The following is a 23,403-nucleotide window of genomic DNA, read 5'->3' as shown; positions in this document are numbered from 1 at the left end:
TCAGGGCGTGGCCCACTCCTTCAGCGCGGCCTTGCCGGCGAAGTCGGCCACGTCCTTGTCGTGCGGCTCGCTGGCGTACTGGTGGAACCGCCACTTCGCCTTGATGCGGGGCTTGCCGGCGGTGACGTAGTCGGCGATCCACAGGCCGTCGCCCGCGTAGGAGGTGGTGTCGATGTTCAGCCAGAAGTCGCGATTGCAGTAGAGCACGACCCGGTTGTGCGGCCGTAACTCCTTCAGTATGCGGATGAAGTGGTCCTTCTCCGCGTTGCTGGCGTGCGTCCCGTCGCCCGTGGTCTCCCAGTCGACCGCGAGGATGTCGCCCGCGCGGTCCGGGGCGTGCTGGACGAAGTACTCGGCCTGGGCGGTGAGGTCGCCGGGCCACAGGAAGTGGTAGAAGCCGACGACCAGTCCGGCGTCACGGCCCCTCTTGGTCTGGGCGGCGAGCCGGGGATTGACGTACGAACGGCCCTCCGTCGCCTTGATGAAGACGAAGGAGAGGCCGTCCGTGTCGTACGCGGAGGACTGATACGCGCTGACGTCGATGCCGTGGAGCATGCAGGAGTTGTGCCCGCCCCGGCGTCGGCGGAATCCTCAGCTCCGAGTGGTCGTCAGCTCCTGGGTGCCGTCGAACTCAGCACCGGTGCCGGCTTCGCCGACCAGTCGGACGTGATGAGGCTCGCGTGCCCCTTGGCCAGCAGGGCCAGCCGGGCGGCGACTTCGGCGTCCGTCGGGTCGGTGGAGGAGATGGCGGGGGACACCCCGTCGGCGCCGGTCATGATCGAGATGTAGTGGTTCGTCGAGTAGAACGAGGTGTCGTAGCCGTTGTTGACGTACGTCGCCGCGTCACCGTCGAAGAACACGAACCAGGCCCGGATCGAGGTGTCGGAACTCCAGCGGGTCGCCCGCGGGTCACCGTTCGCCGCGCCGAGCACAGCGGGGAAGGCCTGGGCCTGTGCGATGTTCCCGGCCGCGTACAGGTCGCGCAGGTGGTCGCCGTACTCCTGGTCCGTCCAGTAGTGGTCGAACGGGTTGGCCTGCTCCACCGTGCCCGGGATCAGGTCGAAGAGGAACTTGCCCCTCAGGGAGTCACGGGAGGGCCAGGCGTTCGCCCTGGCCGCCGCGTCGAGCGAGGAGTACGTCCCGCCGAGCAGGTCGGCCGGCCTGTAGACGCTGCCGCCGAGCTTGTGGGACACGAGCGTGTCGAACTCGTGGGGCCCCATCCCCGCCTTGCCGTTGAAGCCCACCTTCATCTCGACCTTGATGAGGATCGGCGGGTGGTCGGGGTGGAGCTGGTTCCAGGCGGCCATGTTGTCCAGGCAGCTGCCGAGGTCCTGGTTGCGGCTCTTGCTGTACAGCTCGCCCGGGGTCTTCGCGGCCTCGCAGTTGTTGTCGTCGCCCAGCGGATTGCTGTGGCTGACCCGCCAGCGGTGCGTGATGCTGTCCACGTACACGTCCAGCTCCAGCAGTGAGGCGCCGGAGTCCAACGCCTGGGCGAAGTACGTGTACTTGGCCTTGTCGTAGGCGTTGTGCGTGCCGATGGCCGTCGTCTCGGAGAACTTCGGCGCCGCCGCGTGGGCGTTGCCCGGTCCCCCCACCAGCACAGCCGCCGCCCCCACGAGTGCCGCGACCCGTCTCCCTGCGCCCATCGCCCAACTCCCCTTCGCTTCCGTCAAGTTGGCGGAAGCGTAGGGGTGAGCGGTTACTGTGCGGTAGCCCCCGGGGGAACATCCGTCATTTCCCGGCCCGGCAAGGGCGGCGGGCCCGGCTTGCCGTATCGACGGCCTGTGCCTGTCGGCGGGAGAGGAACTGCTGTCGGCCCGGGCCTGATCGCGTCACGCGCGGCGCCGGGCCCGTGTGCTCAGCACTCGATGATGTTCACGGCCAGCCCGCCCCGGGCCGTCTCCTTGTACTTCACGGACATGTCCGCGCCGGTGTCCTTCATCGTCTTGATGACCTTGTCCAGGGACACCTTGTGGGAGCCGTCGCCGCGCATGGCCATCTTGGCCGCGGTGACCGCCTTGACCGCGGCCATGCCGTTGCGCTCGATGCACGGGATCTGGACCAGGCCGCCGACCGGGTCGCAGGTCAGGCCGAGGTTGTGCTCCATGCCGATCTCGGCGGCGTTCTCGACCTGCTCGGGGGAGCCGCCGAGGACCTCGGCGAGGGCGCCCGCGGCCATGGAGCAGGCGGAGCCGACCTCGCCCTGGCAGCCGACCTCGGCGCCGGAGATGGAGGCGTTCTCCTTGAAGAGCATGCCGATCGCGCCGGCGGCCAGCAGGAACCGCACCACGCCGTCCTCGTCGGCGCCCGGGACGAAGTTGATGTAGTAGTGCAGCACCGCCGGGATGATGCCGGCCGCGCCGTTCGTGGGGGCCGTCACCACGCGCCCGCCCGCCGCGTTCTCCTCGTTCACCGCCATCGCGTAGAGCGTGATCCACTCCATCGCGTGGGCCAGCGGTTCTCCCTCGGCACGCAGCTGGCGCGCGGAGACGGCCGCGCGGCGGCGGACCTTCAGACCGCCGGGCAGGATGCCCTCGCGGGACATGCCGCGCCCGACGCACTCGCGCATCACCCGCCAGATCTCCAGCAGGCCCGCCCGGATCTCCTCCTCGGTGCGCCAGGCCCGCTCGTTCTCCAGCATCAGGGAGGAGATCGACAGGCCGGTCTCCTTCGTCAGGCGCAGCAGCTCGTCGCCCGTGCGGAAGGGGTACTTCAGGACCGTGTCGTCCAGCTTGATCCGGTCCGCGCCGACCGCGTCCTCGTCCACGACGAAGCCGCCGCCCACCGAGTAGTACGTCTTCGACAGCAGCTCGGCGCCCGAGCCGTCGTACGCCCATATCGTCATGCCGTTGGCGTGGTACGGCAGGGCCTTGCGGCGGTGCAGGACCAGGTCGTCGTCGAAGGAGAACGGGATCTCGTGCGCGTCGAGGAGACGGATGCGGCCCGCCTCCTTGATCTTCTCCACCCGCTCGTCCGCGGTCTCCACGTCGACCGTGCGCGGGGAGGCGCCCTCCAGGCCGAGCAGGACCGCCTTCGGGGTGCCGTGACCGTGGCCGGTCGCGCCGAGGGAGCCGTACAGCTCGCAGCGGACGGAGGCCACGGAGGCCAGCAGGTCCTCATTGCGCAGCCGGAGGGCGAACATCCGCGCCGCGCGCATCGGACCCACCGTGTGGGAGCTGGACGGGCCGATGCCGATCGAGAACAGGTCGAAGACCGAGATGGCCACGGTCACTCCTCAAGACAGGGGGGTGGTGGGGCACCCTTCCTCCGGGTACCCCACCGGGGACTTACTTGTTCAGACCCGGGTACAGCGGGTGCTTGTCGGCGAGCGTCTTCACGCGCGCCTTGAGGGCCTCGGCGTCGTAGGACGGCTTCAGCGTCTCGGCGATCACGTCCGCGACCTCGGCGAAGTCCTCGGCCGTGAAGCCGCGGGTGGCGAGGGCGGGCGTACCGATGCGCAGACCCGAGGTGACCATCGGCGGGCGAGGGTCGTTCGGGACCGCGTTGCGGTTGACCGTGATGCCGACCTCGTGGAGGCGGTCCTCGGCCTGCTGACCGTCCAGCTCGGACGCGCGCAGGTCGACCAGGATCAGGTGCACGTCCGTGCCGCCGGACAGCACGTTCACCCCGGCCTCACGCGCGTCCGCCGCCGTCAGGCGCTCGGCGAGGATGCGGGCACCGTCCACGGTACGCCGCTGGCGCTCCTTGAACTCCTCCGAGGCCGCGACCTTGAAGGAGACCGCCTTCGCCGCGATCACGTGCTCCAGGGGACCGCCCTGGAAGCCCGGGAAGACGGAGGAGTTCAGCTTCTTCGCGAAGTCCTTCTTCGCGAGGATGATGCCGCCGCGCGGGCCGCCGAGGGTCTTGTGCGTGGTGGAGGTCACCACGTCCGCGTACGGAACCGGGTTCGGGTGCAGGCCCGCGGCGACGAGACCGGCGAAGTGCGCCATGTCGACCCACAGGTGGGCCTCGGTCTCGTCGGCGATCCGGCGGAACTCGGCGAAGTCCAGCTGCCTCGGGTACGCCGACCAGCCGGCGATGATCACCTTCGGGCGGTGCTCCTTGGCCAGGCGCTCGACCTCGGCCATGTCGACCAGGCCGGTCTCGGCGTCCACGTGGTAGGCGACCACGTTGAACTGCTTGCCGGAGAAGTTCAGGCGCATGCCGTGGGTCAGGTGGCCGCCGTGGGCGAGGTCCAGGCCGAGGATGGTGTCCCCGGGCTGGGCCAGCGCGAACAGGGCCGCCTGGTTGGCGGAGGCACCGGAGTGGGGCTGGACGTTGGCGTACTCGGCGCCGAACAGCTCCTTGATCCGGTCGATGGCGATCTGCTCGGCGACGTCGACGTGCTCGCAGCCGCCGTAGTAGCGGCGGCCCGGGTAGCCCTCGGCGTACTTGTTGGTCAGCACCGAGCCCTGCGCCTCCATCACCGCGAGCGGCGCGAAGTTCTCGGAGGCGATCATCTCCAGCGTGGACTGCTGGCGGTGCAGCTCGGCGTCGACCGCGGCGGCGATCTCCGGGTCCAGCTCGTGCAGGGACGTGTTCAGGACGGTCATACGGCTACGACTCCTCAGCCGGCGTTCTGGGCGGTGTACTCGTCGGCGGAGAGCAGGTCGGCCGGCTCCTCCGTGACGCGCACCTTGAACAGCCAGCCGCCCTCGAAGGGGTCGGAGTTCACCAGCGACGGGTCGTTGACGACGTCCTCGTTGATCTCGGTGATCTCACCGGTGACCGGCGAGTACAGGTCGGAGACCGACTTGGTGGACTCCAGCTCGCCGCAGGTCTCGCCCGCGGCCACGGTGGAGCCGACGTCGGGGAGCTGGGCGTAGACCACATCGCCGAGCGCGTTCGCCGCGAACTCGGTGATGCCGACCGTCGAGACGCCGTCCTCGGCGGCCGACAGCCACTCGTGCTCCTTGCTGTAGCGCAGGTGCTGGGGGTTGCTCATGGCCTGAATTCTCCTGTACGCGCGGGAGTGCTGGTGAAGGGGGGACTGCTGGACCTGCTCGTGAGCAGGGGAGATGTGCGCAGGGTCACGTCACGCGACGCCATGCGCCCAGTGTCTACTTCTGTCGCTTGTAGAACGGCAGGGCCACGACCTCGTACGGCTCATGGCTGCCGCGGATGTCCACGCCGACGCCCTCGGTCCCCGGCGCCGCGTGCGCCGCGTCGACATAGGCCATGGCGATCGGCTTGCCCACGGTGGGGGAGGGGGCGCCGGAGGTGACCTCGCCGATCACCTCGCCGCCCGCGACGACGGGGTACCCGGCGCGCGGGACGCGCCGGCCCTCGGCGATCAGGCCGACGAGGACCCGCGGCGGGTTCTCCTGGGCCTTGGCGGCGGCCTCGGCGAGCGCCTCGCGTCCCACGAAGTCGCCCTCCTTCTCGAACTTCACCACCCGGCCGAGCCCCGCGTCGAAGGGGGTGAGCGAGGTGGTCAGCTCGTGCCCGTACAGCGGCATGCCCGCCTCCAGGCGCAGGGTGTCCCGGCAGGACAGGCCGCAGGGGACCAGGCCGACGCCCTCGCCGGCCTCGGTCAGCGCCTGCCACAGCTCCACGGCGTGCTCCGGCTTCACGAACAGTTCGAAGCCGTCCTCGCCGGTGTAGCCGGTGCGGGCGATGAGGGCCGGGACGCCGGCGACCGTGCCGGGCAGGCCGGCGTAGTACTTCAGGCCGTCGAGGTCGGCGTCGGTCACCGACTTCAGGATGCCGGGGGACTCCGGGCCCTGCACGGCGATCAGCGCGTACGCGTCCCGGTCGTCGCGGACCTCGGCGTCGAAGCCGGCGGCGCGCTCGGTCAGCGCGTCCAGCACCACCTGGGCGTTGGAGGCGTTGGCGACCACCATGTACTCGGTCTCGGCGAGGCGGTAGACGATCAGGTCGTCCAGGATGCCGCCGTCGGCCTGGCAGATCATGGTGTAGCGGGCCCGGCCGACGCCCACGGAGGCGATGTTGCCGACCAGGGCGAAGTTCAGCAGGGCGGCGGCCTGCGGGCCGGTCACGGTGATCTCGCCCATGTGGGAGAGGTCGAACAGACCCGCCTTGGTGCGCACGGCCACGTGCTCGTCGCGCTCGGAGCCGTAGCGCAGGGGCATGTCCCAGCCGGCGAAGTCGGTCATCGTCGCGCCGAGCGAGCGATGCAGGGCATCGAGCGCGGTACGACGGATTTCGGTACTGCTCATCGGACGGTCGTCTCCCAGGGCGAAGGCATGACGGGCGAGGTCGTTCCTCCCCATCTGTCATCGGAACCTGAGAGGTTCGCCAGGACCGCCCAGGGACGATCACGGCTTGCACCTTGGGTGGAGCCACTGTCGCAGCGGCCCGCTTTTCAGATGTGCCTCGCCCGCGCGGTAACGGGGCCTGAGAGATTCAAGGGAGGGACTTGCTCCTTCGGCGCCCCAGCGAAGACTGCTGGGAACTCTCCCGCGCGGATTCAAGCGGCCGGTATGCAGTTGGCGGCCACATCATTGCACGCCACACCCCCGCCCGTCAGGGCCCGCATCTGTAACCGGGCTGTGGCACTACGCGCACCGAACCGCCGAAGACCGTCCATTACCTTCTCTTTACATTAGATGGGCATGGGATGACCGAGCCGACAGGGGAGGACGATCACGGTGACCAGCACCCCGGCGTACGCCGCCACCACCGGTATCCCGGTGCCGAAGCAGCCCTCCGCCCCGGCCCGCGAGTGCTGCGCCGACCGCCCGGCCCCGGTCGTGCGCGACCTGCGCGAGGGCGCCGGCCGCAGCCCGCACGTCCTGCGCTTCGGCCCCGCGGACCTGGTGGTGATCACCGGCCTGCCCGGCAGCGGCAAGTCCACCCTGATGCGGCGCGCGGCCACCGGCCGCCGCATCGACTCCCAGGACGCCCGCGACCGCTTCGCGACCCGCCTGCCCCGCGCCCTCCCGTACGCCCTCTACCGCCCCCTGGTCCGCCTCGCCCACTACGCCCGCCTGCGCCGCGCCCTGCGCGCCGGCGAGGGCGTCGTCGTCCACGACTGCGGCACCCAGCCCTGGGTGCGCGCCTGGCTCGCCCGCGAGGCGCGCCGGCGTGGCGGCACCCTCCGTCTGCTCCTGCTCGACGTTCCGCCGCAGACCGCCCGCGACGGCCAGCGGACGCGCGGCCGGGGCGTCTCGCGCTACGCCTTCCGCCGCCACCGCCGTACGACCGCCCGGCTGCTCGACGCGGTCGAGCGGGGCGAGCTGCCCGCGGGCTGCGGCTCGGCGGTGCTGCTGGACCGTGCCGCGGCGGACGTCCTGCAGCGGATCGAGTTCAGCGGGTGAGGGGCCTCGTGACCGGCGGGTGGGAGGACGGCGTGCGGAGGGTGAGGGGCTGTCACGGGCACCCGCTAGCCTTCATGGTCACAGCAGTGGTTTCCAGCAGGCGGTAGGCAGATGGACTTCCCGGCGGACATTCCCGCGGACTTCCCGGCACAGGCGCACCCCCAGCCGCACGGCGGCTGGCCCGGCAACGAGCTGGAGGAGGTGCTCTCGGCCTCCCTCGGCGTACCCGCCGCGGCCGGCCGGATCATCGAGGTGCTGGGGCGCAGCCTGCTGTGGATCCCGCTGCCGAGCGGCGGCGGCCCGGACAGCGGCCCGCTGGACCTGCCCACGCTGGACCTCGGCGGCCAGGTGTACGTCCCGGCGTTCAGCTCCGAGGAGCAGCTGCGCCAGGCGGCCGGCCCGCACATGGCGTACACCATCGCCCCCGCCGTGGAGTTCGCCCGCGGTCTGCCCCCGCAGGTCGGCATCGCGGTCAACCCCGACGCCCTGGTCGGCATCCCGCTCCCGCCCGAGGCGGTGGCCGAGCTGTGCCGGGCCGGCCGCACCTCGCTCGACGGCCCCGGCACCGGCGGCCGGGTCCGCCTCTTCGAGCCCGACTGGCAGGACGACCCGGTCGACTTCCTCTCCGCCGCGTCCGCCGAGTTCGCCGAGACCGGTGTGGTCCTCACCGCCCGCCGCTGCCTGGCCGCCGTCGAGACGGCCGACCCGGTGATGTTCGTGGGCGTGGAACTCTCCCAGTGGGAGGGCGACCTGCGCGCCCTTCCCCTGCAGGCCCTCGGTAAAGCCCTCGGAAAGATACCGGTGCGGTGGCCGGTCAACCTCGTCCTCCTGGACGTGACGGACGACCCGGTGGCCGCATGGCTGAAGGCCAACGTCCGCCCCTTCTATCAGTACGGTCACTGATCAGCGGGCCAGGGGGCGGCGGAGCTCGGGGGTGCGGGGAAGCGCGCGTGTACCCACCGCGTCCCCGCGCCCGCGTACGGACAGAAGGCCCCGAGCCGCCGGGCCCTTAAGCTGTCTCCGAACGCGGGGCATCAAACAGAGAAGGGCACGACAGGTGAGCGCGAGCCACAGCGGCAGCGTCGAGCACATGCTGCGCCAGGTCACGCCCGGACGCTACGACGCCTACGAGGCCCTGTTGCGTGCCCTCGCCGCCCCGTCCGCCGGTCAGATCTGGATGCTCCTGTGGCACGGCCAGGCCGGCTCCCCGGACGCCCAGTACGGGAACATGGAGATCGACGGCTTCCAGTACGCACCCTGCGTCACCTCCGCCCAGGAGCTCTCGGCCAGCGGCTGGAACCGGTCGTACGAGGTCGTCGACGGCCTCGACGTGGCCCGCACCCTGTATCCCGACCACTACGGTCTCTGGCTCAACCCGCACAGCCCCGGCGGTGGCGTCGGCATCCCCTGGCTGGACCTGCGCCGCATCGCCACGGGCCTGGACCGCCAGCCCGCCGGTCCCCTCCGGCTGAGCGAACCCGGCATCGAGATCCCGCAGTTCTACGCCCTGCTCGCGCAGAACGCCCACCGCACCCCGGCCCTGCGCTCCCTGCGCCGCGCCTGGGTGCAGCCGGCGCTCGGCGCGCCGTACCTCGCCATCGGCCTGGACGTGTACGACACCTCGCCCGCCGCGGTCGACTCGGTGCGCGCGATGATGCAGCAGTCCGTCGGCGCGGTCCCGGAGGGCCTGCCGGTGTCGACGGTCGCGATGACCGACGACTACGACCCGGTCGTGATGTGGATGCGGGCCAGCGCCCGCCCGTTCTACGACCGTGAGGCCCACGCGGCCGCCCCCCAGCCCCAGCCCCAGGCTTCCCCGCGGCCGCAGGCGCCCGCCGCCGGGTACGGCTACCCACCGGTGCACGGCGGCTACTGACCTGGGCTTATGGCCCATACGCACCTTTTGGACCCCCGGCTCTTCCGTCAGGTCCCGTCCGTTCGCCGTGACTTCCTGTCCGCATAACAGGAAACGCCAGCTTGCATCACGGTTGCGCATCCATTCCCCGCCAAGGCTGGCGGCTGATCGCGCAAGCGTTGAAGACTCCCCCTTCAAGGGGTTCGCCCCTGTGTACGACGGACTGTTTGATGCCGCTACCAGCGGCAAGTGCGGGCCGGCTACCGCCGGTTGAGAGGGGTCCCAGCCTGATGACGGCACCATTGCACGAGCCGACCGCGGAAGCGGCCCCGGGTGCGGCAGAGGAAGCGGCTGTCGCGGCCACCGACGCGAAGGCCGTTCAGGGCCGGTCCCTGGGCCGGATCGCCTGGGAACGCCTCAAGCGGGACAAACTCGCCCTGTCGGGCGGCATAGTCGTGCTGCTCCTCATCGTGGTCGCGCTGCTCGCACCCGTGATCACGGACCTCCTCGGGCAGGACCCGGACGCCTACCACCAGGGTCTGATCGACCCGCTGTTCAGCACCCCCAAGGGCTCGCTGGGCGGTCTGAGCGGCGACCACCTGCTCGGTGTCGAACCGGTCAACGGCCGCGACATCTTCGCCCGTATCCTCTACGGCGCCCAGATCTCGCTGCTCGTCGGCTTCCTGTCCGCGGTGGTCGCCGTCGTCCTCGGCACCGTCCTCGGCATCCTGGCGGGCTTCTTCGGCGGCTGGGTGGACTCGGTCATCAGCCGGGTCATGGACGGCCTCCTCGCCTTCCCGCAGCTGCTGTTCATCATCGCCCTGGTCTCCGTCATGCCCAACCAGATGCTGGGGCTCACCGGCACGGGCGTGCGCGTCTTCGTGATGATCCTGGTCATCGGCTTCTTCGGCTGGCCCTACATCGGCCGCGTGGTGCGCGGCCAGACGCTCTCGCTGCGCGAACGCGAGTACGTCGAGGCGGCCCGCTCGCTCGGCGCCGGGCAGTTCTACATCCTCTTCAAGGAGCTGCTGCCCAACCTCGTCGCGCCCATCATCGTGTACACGACGATGATGATCCCCACCAACATCCTGACCGAAGCGGCGCTCAGCTTCCTGGGTGTGGGCGTCAAGCCGCCCACCTCCTCCTGGGGACAGATGCTCTCGAGCGCGATCGACTACTACGACTCGGACCCCATGTACATGGTGATCCCGGGCGTGGCGATCTTCATCACGGTTCTGGCCTTCAACCTCTTCGGCGACGGCGTGCGGGACGCGCTCGACCCGAAGGGCTCCCGCTGAAGTGCCGTACCCCCAGCGTCCCGTGAGCTCACCCACGGGGTCTCTCATCAAATCCGGAGGATCCGAGATCGTGAACACCCAACGCACCTCAGGGCGGCGCAAGCAGGCCCTCGCCGCTGCCGCAGTGGTCGCCGGGCTGCTGACCACGGCGGCGTGCGGCGGAGGCAACGGCGGCTCGAAGGACGGGGCGGCCGGCTTCGACGCGGCGAACAACAAGGTCGCCCAGGCCGACCAGGTCAAGAAGGGCGGCACGCTGAAGTTCGTGAGCACGCAGGACGCCGACTCGTGGGACACCACGCGCGGCTACTACGGGTTCATGTGGGACTTCTCGCGCTACTACAGCCGCCAGCTGCTCACCTACAAGACCGAGCCGGGTGCGGAGGGCGCGAAGCTCACCCCGGACCTCGCCACGGACATGGGCAAGGTCACGGACGGCGGCAAGACGTACACCTTCACGCTGCGTGACGGCGTCACGTGGGAGGACGGCAAGCCGATCACCTCCCAGGACATCAAGTACGGCATCGAGCGCGTCTGGGCGCAGGACGTCCTGTCCGGCGGTCCGATCTACCTGCAGCAGATGCTGGACCCGAAGAACACCTACAAGGGTCCCTACAAGGACTCCGCGAAGGACCACCTGGGCCTGAAGGCGATCAGCACGCCGGACGCCAAGACGGTCGTCTTCCACCTGCCGTCGCCCAACTCGGACTTCCTCCAGGCGCTGGCGATGACCTCGGGCTCGCCGGTCCGCCAGGACATGGACACCAAGTCCAAGTACGGCCTGCACCCGTTCTCCTCGGGTCCGTACAAGTTCCAGTCGTACGCCCCGGGCAAGAACCTGGTCCTGGTCCGCAACACCAGCTGGAAGGCGTCCTCGGACCCGGTCCGCAAGGCGTACCCGGACAAGATCACCCTGGACATCTCCACCAACCAGGCCGACTCGGACCAGCGCCTCATCAACGGCGACTACGACCTCGACGCCTCGCAGACCGGTCTCGGCGCCCAGGGCCGTCAGATCGCCCTGAAGGAGCACAAGGACAACCTGGACAACCCGGTCTCCGGCTTCATCCGGTACGCGGTCTTCCCGCAGAGCGTCAAGCCGTTCGACAACCTGCACTGCCGCAAGGCCGTGATCTACGCCGCCGACCACGTGTCGCTGCAGACCGCCCGCGGTGGCCCGGTCGCCGGTGGTGACATCGGCACCAACATGCTCCCGCCGTCGGTCGCCGGTGGCGAGGGCCAGAAGTACGACCCGTACAAGATCGCGACGAAGAACAAGAACGGCAACGTCGGCCTGGCCAAGCAGGAGCTCAAGGCCTGCGGTCAGCCGAACGGCTTCAAGACCACCATCGCGGTCCGCAACAACAAGCAGCAGGAAGTGGCCACGGCCGAGTCCCTGCAGGCCGCGCTGAAGAAGGTCGGCATCGACGCCGACATCTACCAGTACGACGGTTCGCAGAGCCCGGGCATCATCGGCTCCCCCTCGAACGTCGCGAAGAAGAAGCTCGGCATCATCATCATGGGCTGGGGTCCGGACTTCCCGACCGTCCAGGGCTACGGCATCCCGCTGTGGAGCAGCAAGTACATCCTGCAGAGCGGTAACAACAACTACGCCCTGATCAAGGACAAGTCGATCGACGGTCTGTTCGACCAGTACACCAGCACGCTGGACGAGTCGAAGAAGACCCAGATCGCCACGCAGATCAACCACAAGGTGATGGAGGGCGGCTACTACCTGCCCTTCGTCTTCGAGCGGCTGCTCAACATCCGCTCCTCGCGTCTGGCCAACGTGTACACGACGAACGCGTACAGCGGTTACTACGACTTCGTCAACCTCGGCCTGAAGTCCACGAAGTAAACCCCGGCACACCCGCCGAACGGCACGAAAGGCAGGTGAAGGCCGGCGCGGCGAGATCGCGGGCCCCCCGGACGACCTCCGGGGGCCCGCGGTCCGCGGCGGGCCGTAAGCTGTGCTCGCTTACCTCATCAGGCGGCTGTTCGCCGCCGCAGTGATGCTGGTGGTCATCATCCTGGTGGTCTTCAGCATCTTCTTCCTCGTCCCCAAGTGGGCGGGCGTGGACATCGCCACGAGCTTCGTGGGCAAGCAGGCAGACCCGCACGCCGTCGAGGCGGTGCGCGAGAAGCTGGGTCTCGGCGACCCGATCTACGTGCAGGTCTGGCACTTCTTCAAGGGCATCTTCGTGGGCCGCACCTACGCGGCCGGCGGCGATGTCACCCACTGTGCCGCGCCGTGCTTCGGCTACTCCTTCCGCAGCGAGCAGGCCGTCTGGCCGGTGCTGACCGACCGCTTCCCGGTGACCCTGGGTCTCGCGCTCGGCGCCGCCGTGCTGTGGCTCATCTTCGGTGTCGCGGCGGGTGTGCTCTCGGCCCTCAAGCGGGGCAGCCTGTGGGACCGCGGCGCGATGGTCGTCGCCCTGAGCGGCGTCTCCCTGCCGATCTACTTCACCGGCCTGCTCTCACTGGCGATCTTCAGCTACGGACTGCACTGGATCGACGGCAAGTACGTCTCGGTCGGGGACAGCTTCGGCGGGTGGTTCAGCGGCATGCTCCTTCCCTGGATCACGCTCGCCTTCCTCTACGCGGCGATGTACGCCCGTATCACCCGCGCCACGATGCTGGAGATCCTCGGCGAGGACTACATCCGCACCGCCCGCGCCAAGGGCCTCACGGAGCCGGTCGTCATCGGCAAGCACGCCATGCGCTCCACGATGACCCCCATCCTGACCATGCTCGGCATGGACCTCGGCGCCCTGATCGGCGGCGCGATCCTCACCGAGACCACGTTCAGCATCCCCGGCCTCGGCCAGGCCGTGCTGACCGCCATCAAGAACCAGGACCTGCCCATCATCCTGGGCGTCACCCTGATCACCTCCCTCGCGGTGCTCATCGCCAACCTTGCGGTGGACGTCCTGTACGCCGTGATCGACCCCCGAGTGAGGCTCGCATGACCGAACTCAGCAAGACCGGAGCGGCCGTGGGCGAGCCCACCAGCTCCTCGCCCGCGCCGTCCTCCTTCCTGGAAGTGCGCGACCTGAAGGTGCACTTCCCGACCGACGACGGCCTCGTGAAGTCCGTCGACGGGCTCAGCTTCCAGCTGGAGAAGGGCAAGACCCTCGGCATCGTGGGCGAGTCGGGCTCCGGCAAGTCCGTGACCTCGCTCGGCATCATGGGCCTGCACACCGCCGGCCAGTACGGCAAGCGCAAGGCGCAGATCTCCGGCGAGATCTGGCTGAACGGCACCGAACTGCTGTCCGCCGACCCCGACCACGTGCGCAAGCTGCGTGGCCGCGAGATGGCGATGATCTTCCAGGATCCGCTGTCGGCGCTGCACCCGTACTACACGATCGGCGCGCAGATCGTGGAGGCCTACCGGATCCACCACGACGTCGACAAGAAGACCGCCAAGCGCCGTGCGGTCGAGATGCTCGACCGTGTGGGCATCCCGCAGCCGGACAAGCGGGTCGACAGCTACCCGCACGAGTTCTCCGGCGGTATGCGCCAGCGCGCCATGATCGCCATGTCGCTCGTGAACAACCCCGAGCTGCTGATCGCGGACGAGCCGACCACCGCGCTCGACGTGACGGTCCAGGCGCAGATCCTGGACCTGATCCGCGACCTGCAGAAGGAGTTCGGCTCCGCGGTCATCATCATCACCCACGACCTGGGCGTCGTCGCCGAACTCGCCGACGACATCCTGGTGATGTACGGCGGCCGCTGCGTCGAGCGCGGCCCGGCCGAGAAGGTGTTCTACGAGCCCCGCCACCCCTACACCTGGGGTCTGCTCGGCTCGATGCCGCGCCTGGACCGCGACCAGCAGGAGCGCCTGATCCCGGTCAAGGGCTCCCCGCCCTCGCTGATCAACGTCCCGTCCGGCTGCGCCTTCAACCCGCGCTGCCCGTACGCCGACGTCCCCAAGGACAACCTGACCCGCACGGTCCGCCCGGAACTGACCGGGGTCGGCGACAAGCACTGGGCCGCCTGCCACATGTCGCAGGAGCAGCGGGAACGGATCTGGACCGAAGAGATTGCGCCGAAGCTGTGAGTGAGAACGCAGAGGACAAAGCAGGGAGCATTCCCGCACAGAGCGACGGCGCGGAGGCCGACCCCGCGGGCGAGACCTCCGGTACGGCCACCCTCACCAAGGACGCCGCGCCCGGCGAGATCCTGCTGAAGGTGACCGGGCTGCAGAAGCACTTCCCCATCAAGAAGGGCCTCTTCCAGCGTCAGGTCGGCGCCGTGCGCGCCGTCGACGGGATCGACTTCGAGGTCCGCTCCGGTGAGACCCTCGGTGTCGTGGGCGAGTCGGGCTGCGGCAAGTCGACGATGGGCCGGCTGATCACCCGCCTGCTCGAACCGACCGCCGGTGCCATCGAGTTCGAGGGCAAGGACATCACGCACCTCGGCGTGAGCGGCATGCGTCCCATGCGCCGCGACGTGCAGATGATCTTCCAGGACCCGTACTCGTCGCTGAACCCGCGCCACACCATCGGCACGATCATCGGGGCCCCCTTCCGGCTCCAGGGCGTCGAGCCCGAGGGCGGCGTCAAGAAGGAAGTCCAGCGGCTGCTGTCGGTGGTCGGCCTCAACCCCGAGCACTACAACCGCTATCCGCACGAGTTCTCCGGCGGTCAGCGCCAGCGCATCGGCATCGCCCGCGCGCTCGCCCTGAAGCCGAAGCTGGTCGTCGCGGACGAGCCGGTCTCCGCGCTGGACGTGTCGATCCAGGCGCAGGTCGTGAACCTCATGGACGACCTCCAGGAGGAACTGGGCCTGACCTATGTGATCATCGCGCACGACCTCTCGGTCGTCCGGCACGTCTCGGACCGCATCGCGGTGATGTACCTCGGCAAGATCGTCGAACTGGCCGACCGGGAGTCGCTGTACAAGGCGCCGATGCACCCGTACACCAAGGCGCTGATGTCGGCGGTGCCGATCCCGGACCCGGCGCGCAAGAACGCCAAGAGCGAGCGCATCCTGCTCAAGGGTGACGTGCCCTCGCCGATCTCGCCGCCCTCGGGCTGCCGCTTCCACACGCGGTGCTGGAAGGCGACGGAGATCTGCCGGACCACCGAGCCGGCGCTGCTGGAGCTCAGGCCCGGTCAGCGCGTCGCCTGCCACCACCCGGAGAACTTCGAGGACCAGGCCCCGCAGGACACGGTGCTGCTGGCCGCCGCGAAGGAGGCGGCGGAGCTGGTCGCCGACGAGGTCCTCGCGGAGTCGGCGGAGACGTCGGCGGCGGTGGCGGCGGAACTGGCCGAGGAGTCCGCAGCCGAGGCGGCGGCCTCTGAGGAGACGGCTTCTGAGGAGGTGGCCGCCTCTGAGGAGACGCCCTCCGAGGAGACGCCCTCCGAGAAGGCGGCGTCCGAGGAGGCGGCGTCCGCGGAGACCGCCGAGGCCTCCGAGCCCGGGTCCGGGTCCGGATCCCAGGAGTCAACCGACAAGTAGCGCATGACAACTGGGCAAAGTCATGCACATGCCTGAACGGGAGAGTGCACAGTCGTCCGTGTCCGACCACTGATCGGTACACGCTCGAAAGGGACGACTCATGGCACTCTCCCGTTCGGCACGCCTGGGGGCCGTCGCGACCGCGGCGGCCTCCTTCCTCGTCATCGGCGCTTCCGCCGCCCCCACCCCGGGCGCGCCCGGCACCGGCGACCCCTACTTCCCGGACCTCGGCAACGGCGGCTTCGACGCGCTGCACTACGACCTCGACGTCGCCTACGCCCCCGACACCGGCCGCCTGGACGGCCGTACCACCCTCACCGCCCGCGCCACCCAGAACCTCTCCTCCTTCGACCTGGACCTGCAGCAGCTGAGCATCACCCGGGTCGACGTGAACGGCAGACGCACCCCGTTCACGCGCGAGGGCGACGAGGTCACCGTCACCCCGCGCCAAAGCCTGCCGCGCGGACGGACGTTCGAGGTCACCGTGACCTACGGCGGCATACCCCAGCCGCTCGGCGGGCCCATCGTGTTCGGCTCCAAGTACGGCTGGATGAAGACCGCCGACGGCGTCTTCGTCGCCTGTGAACCCAACGCCGCCTCCACCTGGTTCCCGTCCAGCGACCACCCCTCCGACAAGGCCACCTACGACATCCGGATCCGGGCGCCGAAGGGCCTGACCGGTGTCTCCAACGGCCGGCTCCTGTCGACGTACGACAAGGGCGGCTCGACCTACACCCACTGGCGCGAGTCGAGGCCGATGGCGACCTACCTCGCGACCGCCACCATCGGGAAGTTCGACGTGCGCACCGGCCGCACCCCCGGCGGCATCCCCGTCTACGTCGCGATCGACCCGGTGCTGAAGAACAGCAACAGCGTCGACGTGTACGCCGTCACCGCCGCCGCGACCGACTACTGGTCGCAGGTCTTCGGGCCGTACCCGTTCGAGGAGACCGGCGCGATCGTGGACGACATGCCCGAGGCCGGGTTCTCGCTGGAGGTGCAGAGCAAGCCCGCCTACTCGGCCGTGCGCAGCGAGACGACCATCGTGCACGAGCTGGCCCACCAGTGGTTCGGCGACTCGGTCAGCGTGCGGCAGTGGAAGGACATCTGGCTCAACGAGGGCTTCGCCTCCTACGCCCAGTGGCTGTGGGCCGAGCACCAGGGCACCCGCTCGGCGCACGACTCCTTCCTCGCCGCCTACGACGCCCGCCCGGCCGACTCCGCCTTCTGGCAGATCAAGGTCGCCGACCCGCAGCGGGACACGATGTTCGCCTCCGCCGTCTACCAGCGCGGCGCGATGACGCTCCAGATGCTCCGCGAGCGCATCGGCGACAAGGCGTTCTTCAGGCTGCTGCCCGCCTGGACCCGCCTGCACCGGTACGGCAACGCGGACACGGCCGACTTCATCCGCCTCGCCGAGCGCGTCAGCGGGCAGCAGCTGGACGACCTGTTCGACACCTGGCTCTTCACCACGGGGAAGCCCGCCCTGTGAGCCTGGCTTTGTAAGGTTCACGCCCCGCGACAGGTGAGAATACCTGGGTGCAGCTGCAGCAACTCTTCAGTCCCTCCGTCCAGCACACGCTCGATGTCGTCGGCATCTTCGTGTTCGCGATCTCCGGCGCCCTGCTGGCCGTCCGCAAGAACTTCGACGTGTTCGGCATCGCCGTGCTCGCCGAGGTCACCGCGCTGGGCGGAGGGCTGTTCCGCGACCTGGTCATCGGTGCCGTGCCCCCGGCCGCCTTCACCGACCTCGGGTACTTCCTGACCCCGCTGCTCGCCGCGCTCGTCGTCTTCTTCCTGCACCCGCACGTGGAACGCATCCAGACGGGGGTGCTGGTCTTCGACGCGGCCGGCCTCGGCCTGTTCTGCGTCAGCGGTACGACGAAGGCGTACAGCTACGGCCTCAATCTGACCGCCTCGGCGACGCTGGGCCTCGCCACCGCGGTCGGCGGCGGTGTGCTGCGCGACGTGCTCGCCAACGAGGTGCCCTCACTGCTGCGCTGGGACCGCGATCTGTACGCGGTCCCAGCGATCGTCGGCGCCACGATGGTCGTGCTGTGCCTCCACTACGACGTCCTGACCCCCCTCACCAGTGGACTCGCCGCCGTCACGGCTTTTGTGCTGCGCCTGCTCGCGATGCGGTTCCACTGGCGAGCTCCGCGCGCGTGGAACCGCCGGTCGACGGTGACCGAGGAGTAGTCCCGGTGGTTCCGGCGGCGCTCCCGGTAAGAGAACCCGTGGTTCCGGTAAGAGAACGGTCCTGGCCCCTGGCGTGGTTCTGGCCCATCTGCAGGGTCAGCCAGCGGAACACCGTGTCGACCTGGGGCCGCCACAGCGCCATGTTGTGACCGCCCGCGCTGCGCGGCAGGAACACCACGTGCACGGTCGTCGGCGCCTTGGCGATGGACTCCAGCGCCACGCCCGCCTGATAGCCGTCGCCGGACTCGCCGGAGACGTAGAGCGCGATCCGGGGCGGTACGGCGGACTTCTTCAACAGCAGGTAGGGGTTGTTCTCGGCGCGCAGGGCGGGGCTCTGCGCGGCGAGGGAGTTGCGCTCGCCGATCGGGTCGTTGTAGCCGGACAGGCTCACCGCGGCCCGGTACCGGTCCGGGTGCGCCACGGCCAGCTTGACCGCGCAGTGGGCGCCCGCCGAGTACCCGGCGACGGCCCAGCCCTGCGGCGCCGGCTGGGCACGGAAATTGTCCGTGACCATCTTCGGCACGTCGATGCTCAGCCAGGTGTCGGCGTTGACCTGGCCGGGGATGTTGGCGCAGCCGGTGTCCACGCCGGCCAGCAGGTTGGTGCGCGGGGCGACCAGGATGAAGGGCGCCACCTGGCCGCTGCGCATCAGCGGCAGCAGCTGCTCGTGCGTCTTCATGGAACCGAACCAGGCCTTCGCCGAACCGGGGTAGCCCGGCAGCAGCTCCACCACCGGGAACTTCTTGTTGCGGTAGGCCGGATCGTTGTACTGCGGCGGCAGCCAGACGTAGACCTCGGCGTTCACGCCCGAGACCCGGCCCTTGAGCTGTGTGACGCGCACCCCGCCGGCCGCCTGCATACCGGGCCCGCCGGCCGCCGTGAAGGTCTGCTTGACCTTGGGCAACCGTTTCACCGCTATGCCGCCGGTGCCGTCCCGGCCCAGGTCCTGGGCCTGCTGGACGTGGTTGCCGGTGCCGAGCAGGTCGGCCCAGTTGTCGTACAGGTTGTTCTGGTTGTTGACCAGAACGAAGATCAGTGTGACGGCGGTGCCCTGGGCGAACAGCAGCATCAGTACTCGGGCCGCGGCACGCAGGGGCTTGGGCCCGCGCACTCGCGACCAGAGCACGAGCGGCAGTATCAGTGCAACCACGGCCAGCACGATGGTCGTGTAGAGGAACGGAGTCCCGGTGAGGCTCATGTCCCCATAGAGGGGAATCAGGGGTCCGAGGTTGTGGACGAGTCGGGACACTTACCGAGAAATTGCCGGAACCTCACCCGGCAGAGGGATCCGACGCCGTCCCGGGGGCCGCGTTCACGCGTGCGCAACAGAAAAAGCTACCGCTTAGTAATTTCCTGTTGTACCGTTCACCCATGCCAGAAGCAGCTTCCGCCCCCTCCCCGTCGCGGGCCGTGATCGGCGACAGCGAGTTCGACCGCGACACCGCGGTCGTCCGGCGCGGGCCCGGTGTCTACGACATCGACCTCTCGGCCGGCTGGACCATCATCAGCGCCGTCAACGGCGGCTACCTGCTGGCCGTGCTGGGCCGCGCCCTCGCGGACGCCCTCCCGCACCCGGACCCCTTCACCGTCTCCGCGTACTACCTGACCGCCTCGCAGCCCGGTCCGGCGGTCGTCCGCACCGAGACGATCCGCACCGGCCGCACCCTCTCCACCGGCCAGGCCTCGCTCTTCCAGTACGACGACCAGGGCGACGAGGTCGAACGCATCCGCGTCCTCGCCTCCTACGGCGACCTCGCGAGCCTTCCCGACGACGTCCGCACGACGGCGACGCCGCCCGCGATCCCGCCGCCGGACCAGTGCTTCGGCCCGGCGGACGGCCCCGCCCCGATCGAGGGCAGCAACGCCATCGCCGACCGGCTGATGCTCAAGCTGGACCCGGCGACCCTCGGCTGGGCCCTGGGCGCTCCCTCGGGCAAGGGCGAGATGCGCGCCTGGTTCGGCCTGGCCGACGGCCGCGACCCCGACCCGCTCTCCCTCCTCCTCGCGGTGGACGCGCTGCCGCCCACCGCCTTCGAGATCGGCCTCAAGGGCTGGGTCCCCACGGTGGAGCTCACCGTCCACGTCCGCCGCCGCCCGGCCCCAGGTCCCCTGCGGGTCTCCATCACCACCCGCAACCTGGCCGGCGGCTTCCTGGAGGAGGACGCCGAGGTCTGGGACAGCGAGAACCACCTGGTCGCCCAGTCCCGCCAACTGGCCCGGGCCAGGCTCGCCTGATCCGGCCGGACCGGGCCGTCGTCGGTCTACCGGCGGGGGGTCAGGGCCGGTTGAGCGGGGTGCGGCCGAGCCAGGCGGCGAGTTCGGTGTAGGGGTCGGCGCCTTCGGGGGCCTCGCGGCGGGTGTCGAAGGGGGTGTCCTCGTCGCGGGGGCGGGAGTCCGGCAGTACCTTGCGGGCGTTGGCGAGGGCGAACTCGGCGAGTTCCGCGTCGAGCCGGTGCGGATGGCCGACGGCCTCGGAGAGGTCCCAGGTGTGCGTCACGATCTCCATGACGTAACCCGAAAGCGCCGCATGGCCCGGTACCTCGCCCCACGGCACGCGCACCGACGTCGTCATCCGCTCGTCGCTCTCCCACGCCTTCAGGACGCGGACGCGCACCTCGTCGTAGGCCGCCGCCCAGCCGTCGTCCTCGACGCCGTCGGCGACGGGCCGCACGGCCAGTCCGTCGCCGCCTTCGCCCACCACGGCGATCCGCCGGGTGCCGCCGACGATGTGGCTCAACAGGGCCCGCACGTCGAACTCCGTACACGGCGTGGGGCCGTCGAGCTGGTCCGGCCGTACGGTCTTGATGAGGGCCGCCGCCTGCTCGGTGGCGCGGGTGTAGAGGGGGCGGGGGTCGACGAACTCGTTGGTGGTCATGGTGTGCCTCTCGGTAGTCGGTGCCCTGAGGATGGCGCGATAACCTGACATCCGCCGTCAACATTTGCGCGCGGATCCGTCCCGGCGCGATCCTGGGCGCGTGAAGTCCGACCGGCTGCTGTCGATCCTGCTGCTCCTGCAGACCCGGGGCCGTGTGCCCGCGCACGAACTCGCCGACCGGCTGGAGGTGTCGGTCCGCACCATCTACCGGGACGTCGAGGCGCTGTCGGCCTCCGGTGTCCCGGTCTACGCCGAGCGCGGCCGGCACGGCGGCATCGAACTCCTCGCCGGTTTCCGCACGGACGTCACCGGACTGACCGCCGACGAGTCCCGCGCCCTGTTCATCCTGGCCGCACAGGGCGCGCACGCCGCGCTGGGTCTCGACGCGGCCCTCGGCTCGGCCCTGCGCAAGGTGATGGCCGCACTGCCGGCGCCGTACCGGCCCGCCGCCGAGGTGACCAGCCGGCGCATCCTGGTCGACGCCACCCGCTGGAAGAGCGGCCCCCAGCGGTCCGTCGACCTGGAGGTGATGCAGGACGCCGTCTTCTGTGACCGGCGGCTCAGGCTCCGCTACCGGCACAGCGGGGAGCGGGAGCCGCGGATGTACACCGTGGATCCGTACGGCCTGGTCGCGAAGGCCGGGGTCTGGTACCTGGTCGCCGACCGGCGGGGCGTGCCGCGGCTGTTCCGGGCCGACCGGATCCGCTCGGCCCGCCCGCTGGACGAGCCGGTACGGCGCCGGCCCGGAGTCGAACTCGCCGACGCCTGGGAGGTGTTGCGGCGTCAGGTGGAGGAGCGGCAGGGCGGCATCGAGGTGACCGTGCGGGTCCGGCGTGAGCGGTTCGACATGTTCCAGCGGATGATGGCCGCCGAACTGACCGCCCCGCCCGACGACGACGGCGAGAGCGACTGGGTCACCGCCCGGCTGGCCTTCCCGGCGCTGCGCGCGGTGCGCCAACTCCTCGGGTTCTCCGACCAGGTGCGGCTGCTGGATCCGCCCGAGGCCCGCGCGGAACTGCTGGCGGCGGCCCGTTCCGTCACGGCCCTGTACCGGCAAGCGGACCCGGACGAGGCATGAAACCGCAGGTCACGGGCGGTGCTTGGGCACCGCGAGGGGCGGCGCGCACCGGACACGCGCCGCCCCTGACGCGTCTGCGGGCGCGGCTCAGCCCGGCCAGTGACTGCGGCCGATGCTGATCAGCCGCAACTGCCGGGTGGCGAGCTGTGTGACGCGCTCCCGCTCCTCGGCGGGGGACTCCAGTGCCTCCAGGAACAGCGAGGCGGTGATGAGCATCTGGTCGACGTAGAGGTGCGCGAGCATCAGCAGGTCGTCGTCGCTCCAGCCGGCCGCCTCGGGGTCCTTGGCCAGCTCGGCCTTCACCTCCTCGGCGAACCGGAGCAGTTGCGCCCGGATGGCCTCCCGCACCGGCTGCACCCCGCCATGCCGTTCCCGGGCGATGAACCGGACGTGTGCGGGGTACATGTCCACGTGGTGGGCGATCAACTCGATGGCACGCGCGATGCGTTCCTCGCTGTCGCCCGCGGTGGACACCGTCGTCCGCACCATCGGGTGCAGGCTGCCCAGCGCCTCGTCGACCAGTGCGACGCCGAGGTCGGCGGTCGAGCGGAAGTGCCGGTAGAAGGCGGTCGGAGCGACGCCGACGGCCCGGGTGACCTCGCGCAGGCCCAGGCTGCTCAGGCTCTGCTCCTCCAGCAGCGCGAGCGCCGCGTCGAGGAACGCCTGCCGGGTCTTCTGCTTCTGGGCCTGCCGGATGCCGAGGGTGTGACTCATGTCATCCAGTTAACAACTGTTCTCTGGAATTGAAAAGCCGTGGAGCGCGCTAGAGTAGAAGTCAGTGAACAACTGTTACTACAACTGTTCACCGAAATTTCACACCGGCCCGATACGAGGTATCCCGGAGGGGGATTCGATCCCATGCTGTTCCTCGTCGCCGCACTCATGCTGCTCGGTGTCGTGCTGGGCACCGTCGCCCACGCGCCGCTGACCGTCACCGCCGTCGTGGCCGCGGTCATCGCCGTGTGGCTCGGCGTCTTCGCGATCCGCGAGCGCCACGGCCGCCGACGCCGTACGCCGGCCAACTGACCGTCCGCCACGACTTCCAGGACCACGACTTCCAGGAGCTGAGCACCATGCAACTCACCGCACCGGTCACCAGCCGCAACGACGCCCGGCCGACCGCCCGCGACGCCGACGGCATGGCTGTGGCGTCCTTCATCCTCGGCCTTCTCGGCCTGCTCGTCCTCAACATCTTCCTCGGCCCGATCGCGATCGTCCTGGCCGCGGTCTCCCTCTGGCGCGGCACCGCCCGCCGCGGCCGCGCCCTCCTGGGCCTGACGCTGGGCGTCGCCGACCTGGCCGTCCTGGCCGTGGCGATGGAGGTCTCCCACACCCTGTCGTGGAGCCTGTGACGC

At 70.0% G+C, this 23,403-nt stretch carries 23 protein-coding genes and 2 riboswitches; of the genes, 14 read left to right on the top strand and 9 right to left on the bottom strand.

What is annotated here, in order from left to right:
- The 6 genes from IO33_RS0135695 to gcvT all read right to left on the bottom strand — a co-directional run bounded on the left by IO33_RS0135695 (position 1) and on the right by gcvT (position 6,179).
- Positions 1–555, bottom strand: coding sequence for a glycoside hydrolase family 25 protein (locus IO33_RS0135695; protein ID WP_031172875.1), 555 nt, complete (start codon positions 553–555; stop codon positions 1–3).
- 53 nt (positions 556–608) lie between these two features.
- Complete coding sequence (locus IO33_RS0135690; protein WP_031172873.1) at positions 609–1,646, bottom strand: phosphatidylinositol-specific phospholipase C domain-containing protein; 1,038 nt, start codon at positions 1,644–1,646, stop codon at positions 609–611.
- 212 nt (positions 1,647–1,858) lie between these two features.
- Entirely contained in the window at positions 1,859–3,226 is a 1,368-nt protein-coding gene (locus tag IO33_RS0135685; protein WP_031172870.1) for an L-serine ammonia-lyase, read from the bottom strand.
- A gap of 61 nt (positions 3,227–3,287) precedes the next feature.
- The gene (gene glyA, locus IO33_RS0135680) at positions 3,288–4,553 is read right to left on the bottom strand and encodes a serine hydroxymethyltransferase (RefSeq protein WP_031172868.1); all 1,266 of its coding nucleotides are present in this window, start codon (positions 4,551–4,553) and stop codon (positions 3,288–3,290) included.
- A 14-nt stretch (positions 4,554–4,567) separates the two neighbouring features.
- Positions 4,568–4,945, bottom strand: coding sequence for a glycine cleavage system protein GcvH (gene gcvH / locus IO33_RS0135675; RefSeq protein WP_031172866.1), 378 nt, complete (start codon positions 4,943–4,945; stop codon positions 4,568–4,570).
- Between the two features lie 115 nt (positions 4,946–5,060).
- Entirely contained in the window at positions 5,061–6,179 is a 1,119-nt protein-coding gene (gcvT, locus tag IO33_RS0135670) for a glycine cleavage system aminomethyltransferase GcvT (RefSeq protein ID WP_031172865.1), read from the bottom strand.
- Positions 6,180–6,223: 44 nt separating this feature from the next.
- Positions 6,224–6,335: riboswitch (glycine riboswitch) on the bottom strand.
- Positions 6,336–6,433: riboswitch (glycine riboswitch) on the bottom strand.
- Between the two features lie 178 nt (positions 6,434–6,611).
- Between gcvT and IO33_RS0135665 the strand changes: the two genes are divergently transcribed.
- The 10 genes from IO33_RS0135665 (at position 6,612) to IO33_RS48175 (ending at position 18,095) form a co-directional block, all read left to right on the top strand.
- On the top strand, positions 6,612–7,280 hold the full coding sequence (locus tag IO33_RS0135665) for an AAA family ATPase (RefSeq protein ID WP_078964020.1): 669 nt from the start codon (positions 6,612–6,614) through the stop codon (positions 7,278–7,280).
- 111 nt (positions 7,281–7,391) lie between these two features.
- Positions 7,392–8,183: an enhanced serine sensitivity protein SseB gene (locus tag IO33_RS0135660; protein WP_031172863.1), complete on the top strand. Its 792-nt coding sequence runs from the start codon at positions 7,392–7,394 to the stop codon at positions 8,181–8,183.
- Between the two features lie 187 nt (positions 8,184–8,370).
- Positions 8,371–9,156 (top strand): enhanced serine sensitivity protein SseB C-terminal domain-containing protein, encoded by a 786-nt coding sequence (locus IO33_RS0135655; RefSeq protein ID WP_390991697.1) that lies wholly within the window; start codon positions 8,371–8,373, stop codon positions 9,154–9,156.
- Positions 9,157–9,425: 269 nt separating this feature from the next.
- Positions 9,426–10,433, top strand: coding sequence for an ABC transporter permease (locus IO33_RS0135650; protein WP_031172858.1), 1,008 nt, complete (start codon positions 9,426–9,428; stop codon positions 10,431–10,433).
- Positions 10,434–10,503: 70 nt separating this feature from the next.
- The gene (locus tag IO33_RS0135645; protein WP_031172855.1) at positions 10,504–12,288 is read left to right on the top strand and encodes an ABC transporter substrate-binding protein; all 1,785 of its coding nucleotides are present in this window, start codon (positions 10,504–10,506) and stop codon (positions 12,286–12,288) included.
- A 112-nt stretch (positions 12,289–12,400) separates the two neighbouring features.
- A complete protein-coding gene (locus IO33_RS0135640; protein ID WP_031172853.1) occupies positions 12,401–13,399 on the top strand; it encodes an ABC transporter permease in 999 nt (332 codons plus the stop codon).
- The gene (locus tag IO33_RS0135635) at positions 13,396–14,493 is read left to right on the top strand and encodes an ABC transporter ATP-binding protein (RefSeq protein WP_031172851.1); all 1,098 of its coding nucleotides are present in this window, start codon (positions 13,396–13,398) and stop codon (positions 14,491–14,493) included. Before IO33_RS0135640 ends, IO33_RS0135635 begins: the two co-directional genes overlap by 4 nt.
- Positions 14,490–15,896 (top strand): ABC transporter ATP-binding protein, encoded by a 1,407-nt coding sequence (locus tag IO33_RS0135630; RefSeq protein WP_037686821.1) that lies wholly within the window; start codon positions 14,490–14,492, stop codon positions 15,894–15,896. The genes IO33_RS0135635 and IO33_RS0135630 overlap by 4 nt, the downstream gene beginning before the upstream one ends.
- A 100-nt stretch (positions 15,897–15,996) precedes the next feature.
- Positions 15,997–17,388 carry a M1 family metallopeptidase gene (locus tag IO33_RS0135625; RefSeq protein ID WP_031172848.1) on the top strand — a complete coding sequence of 464 codons (1,392 nt, stop codon included), beginning with the start codon at positions 15,997–15,999 and terminating at the stop codon, positions 17,386–17,388.
- Positions 17,389–17,435: 47 nt separating this feature from the next.
- The gene (locus IO33_RS48175; protein ID WP_209438974.1) at positions 17,436–18,095 is read left to right on the top strand and encodes a trimeric intracellular cation channel family protein; all 660 of its coding nucleotides are present in this window, start codon (positions 17,436–17,438) and stop codon (positions 18,093–18,095) included.
- Here the strand turns inward: IO33_RS48175 and IO33_RS0135615 are convergent.
- A complete protein-coding gene (locus tag IO33_RS0135615) occupies positions 18,004–19,293 on the bottom strand; it encodes an alpha/beta hydrolase (RefSeq protein WP_031172843.1) in 1,290 nt (429 codons plus the stop codon). The genes IO33_RS48175 and IO33_RS0135615 overlap by 92 nt on opposite strands.
- Positions 19,294–19,466: 173 nt before the next feature.
- Between IO33_RS0135615 and IO33_RS0135610 the strand changes: the two genes are divergently transcribed.
- A complete protein-coding gene (locus tag IO33_RS0135610; RefSeq protein ID WP_031172839.1) occupies positions 19,467–20,330 on the top strand; it encodes a thioesterase family protein in 864 nt (287 codons plus the stop codon).
- Between the two features lie 40 nt (positions 20,331–20,370).
- On the opposite strand, the gene IO33_RS0135605 is transcribed toward IO33_RS0135610, so the two are convergent.
- On the bottom strand, positions 20,371–20,970 hold the full coding sequence (locus IO33_RS0135605; protein ID WP_031172836.1) for a TIGR03086 family metal-binding protein: 600 nt from the start codon (positions 20,968–20,970) through the stop codon (positions 20,371–20,373).
- A gap of 100 nt (positions 20,971–21,070) precedes the next feature.
- On the opposite strand from IO33_RS0135605, the gene IO33_RS0135600 reads away from it, so the two are divergent.
- Entirely contained in the window at positions 21,071–22,048 is a 978-nt protein-coding gene (locus IO33_RS0135600) for a helix-turn-helix transcriptional regulator (protein ID WP_031172834.1), read from the top strand.
- 87 nt (positions 22,049–22,135) lie between these two features.
- Here IO33_RS0135600 and IO33_RS0135595 read toward each other — a convergent pair whose 3' ends face one another.
- Entirely contained in the window at positions 22,136–22,762 is a 627-nt protein-coding gene (locus IO33_RS0135595; RefSeq protein ID WP_031172833.1) for a TetR family transcriptional regulator, read from the bottom strand.
- Positions 22,763–22,906: 144 nt separating this feature from the next.
- On the opposite strand from IO33_RS0135595, the gene IO33_RS51425 reads away from it, so the two are divergent.
- Together IO33_RS51425 and IO33_RS0135585 are read left to right on the top strand one after the other, a co-directional pair.
- Positions 22,907–23,074, top strand: coding sequence for a hypothetical protein (locus IO33_RS51425; protein WP_023546589.1), 168 nt, complete (start codon positions 22,907–22,909; stop codon positions 23,072–23,074).
- A gap of 47 nt (positions 23,075–23,121) precedes the next feature.
- On the top strand, positions 23,122–23,400 hold the full coding sequence (locus IO33_RS0135585) for a hypothetical protein (RefSeq protein WP_031172830.1): 279 nt from the start codon (positions 23,122–23,124) through the stop codon (positions 23,398–23,400).
- Positions 23,401–23,403 lie beyond the last annotated feature (3 nt).

Source organism: Streptomyces durhamensis (assembly GCF_000725475.1).
In the GTDB taxonomy this organism is placed as follows: domain Bacteria; phylum Actinomycetota; class Actinomycetes; order Streptomycetales; family Streptomycetaceae; genus Streptomyces; species Streptomyces filipinensis.
This window is presented reverse-complemented; position numbering and strand designations above follow the sequence as displayed.

Coding starts and splice junctions, on each gene's coding strand:
- IO33_RS0135595 (WP_031172833.1), bottom strand. CDS start 22,762: ATGAGTCACACCCTCGGCATCCGGCAGGCCCAGAAGCAGAAGACCCGG.
- IO33_RS0135615 (WP_031172843.1), bottom strand. CDS start 19,293: ATGAGCCTCACCGGGACTCCGTTCCTCTACACGACCATCGTGCTGGCC.
- IO33_RS0135655 (WP_390991697.1), top strand. CDS start 8,371: ATGCTGCGCCAGGTCACGCCCGGACGCTACGACGCCTACGAGGCCCTG.
- IO33_RS0135695 (WP_031172875.1), bottom strand. CDS start 555: ATGCTCCACGGCATCGACGTCAGCGCGTATCAGTCCTCCGCGTACGAC.
- IO33_RS0135690 (WP_031172873.1), bottom strand. CDS start 1,646: ATGGGCGCAGGGAGACGGGTCGCGGCACTCGTGGGGGCGGCGGCTGTG.
- IO33_RS0135635 (WP_031172851.1), top strand. CDS start 13,396: ATGACCGAACTCAGCAAGACCGGAGCGGCCGTGGGCGAGCCCACCAGC.
- IO33_RS0135650 (WP_031172858.1), top strand. CDS start 9,426: ATGACGGCACCATTGCACGAGCCGACCGCGGAAGCGGCCCCGGGTGCG.
- IO33_RS0135660 (WP_031172863.1), top strand. CDS start 7,392: ATGGACTTCCCGGCGGACATTCCCGCGGACTTCCCGGCACAGGCGCAC.
- IO33_RS51425 (WP_023546589.1), top strand. CDS start 22,907: ATGCTGTTCCTCGTCGCCGCACTCATGCTGCTCGGTGTCGTGCTGGGC.
- IO33_RS0135610 (WP_031172839.1), top strand. CDS start 19,467: ATGCCAGAAGCAGCTTCCGCCCCCTCCCCGTCGCGGGCCGTGATCGGC.
- gcvH (WP_031172866.1), bottom strand. CDS start 4,945: ATGAGCAACCCCCAGCACCTGCGCTACAGCAAGGAGCACGAGTGGCTG.
- IO33_RS0135585 (WP_031172830.1), top strand. CDS start 23,122: ATGCAACTCACCGCACCGGTCACCAGCCGCAACGACGCCCGGCCGACC.
- IO33_RS0135605 (WP_031172836.1), bottom strand. CDS start 20,970: ATGACCACCAACGAGTTCGTCGACCCCCGCCCCCTCTACACCCGCGCC.
- gcvT (WP_031172865.1), bottom strand. CDS start 6,179: ATGAGCAGTACCGAAATCCGTCGTACCGCGCTCGATGCCCTGCATCGC.
- IO33_RS0135625 (WP_031172848.1), top strand. CDS start 15,997: ATGGCACTCTCCCGTTCGGCACGCCTGGGGGCCGTCGCGACCGCGGCG.
- glyA (WP_031172868.1), bottom strand. CDS start 4,553: ATGACCGTCCTGAACACGTCCCTGCACGAGCTGGACCCGGAGATCGCC.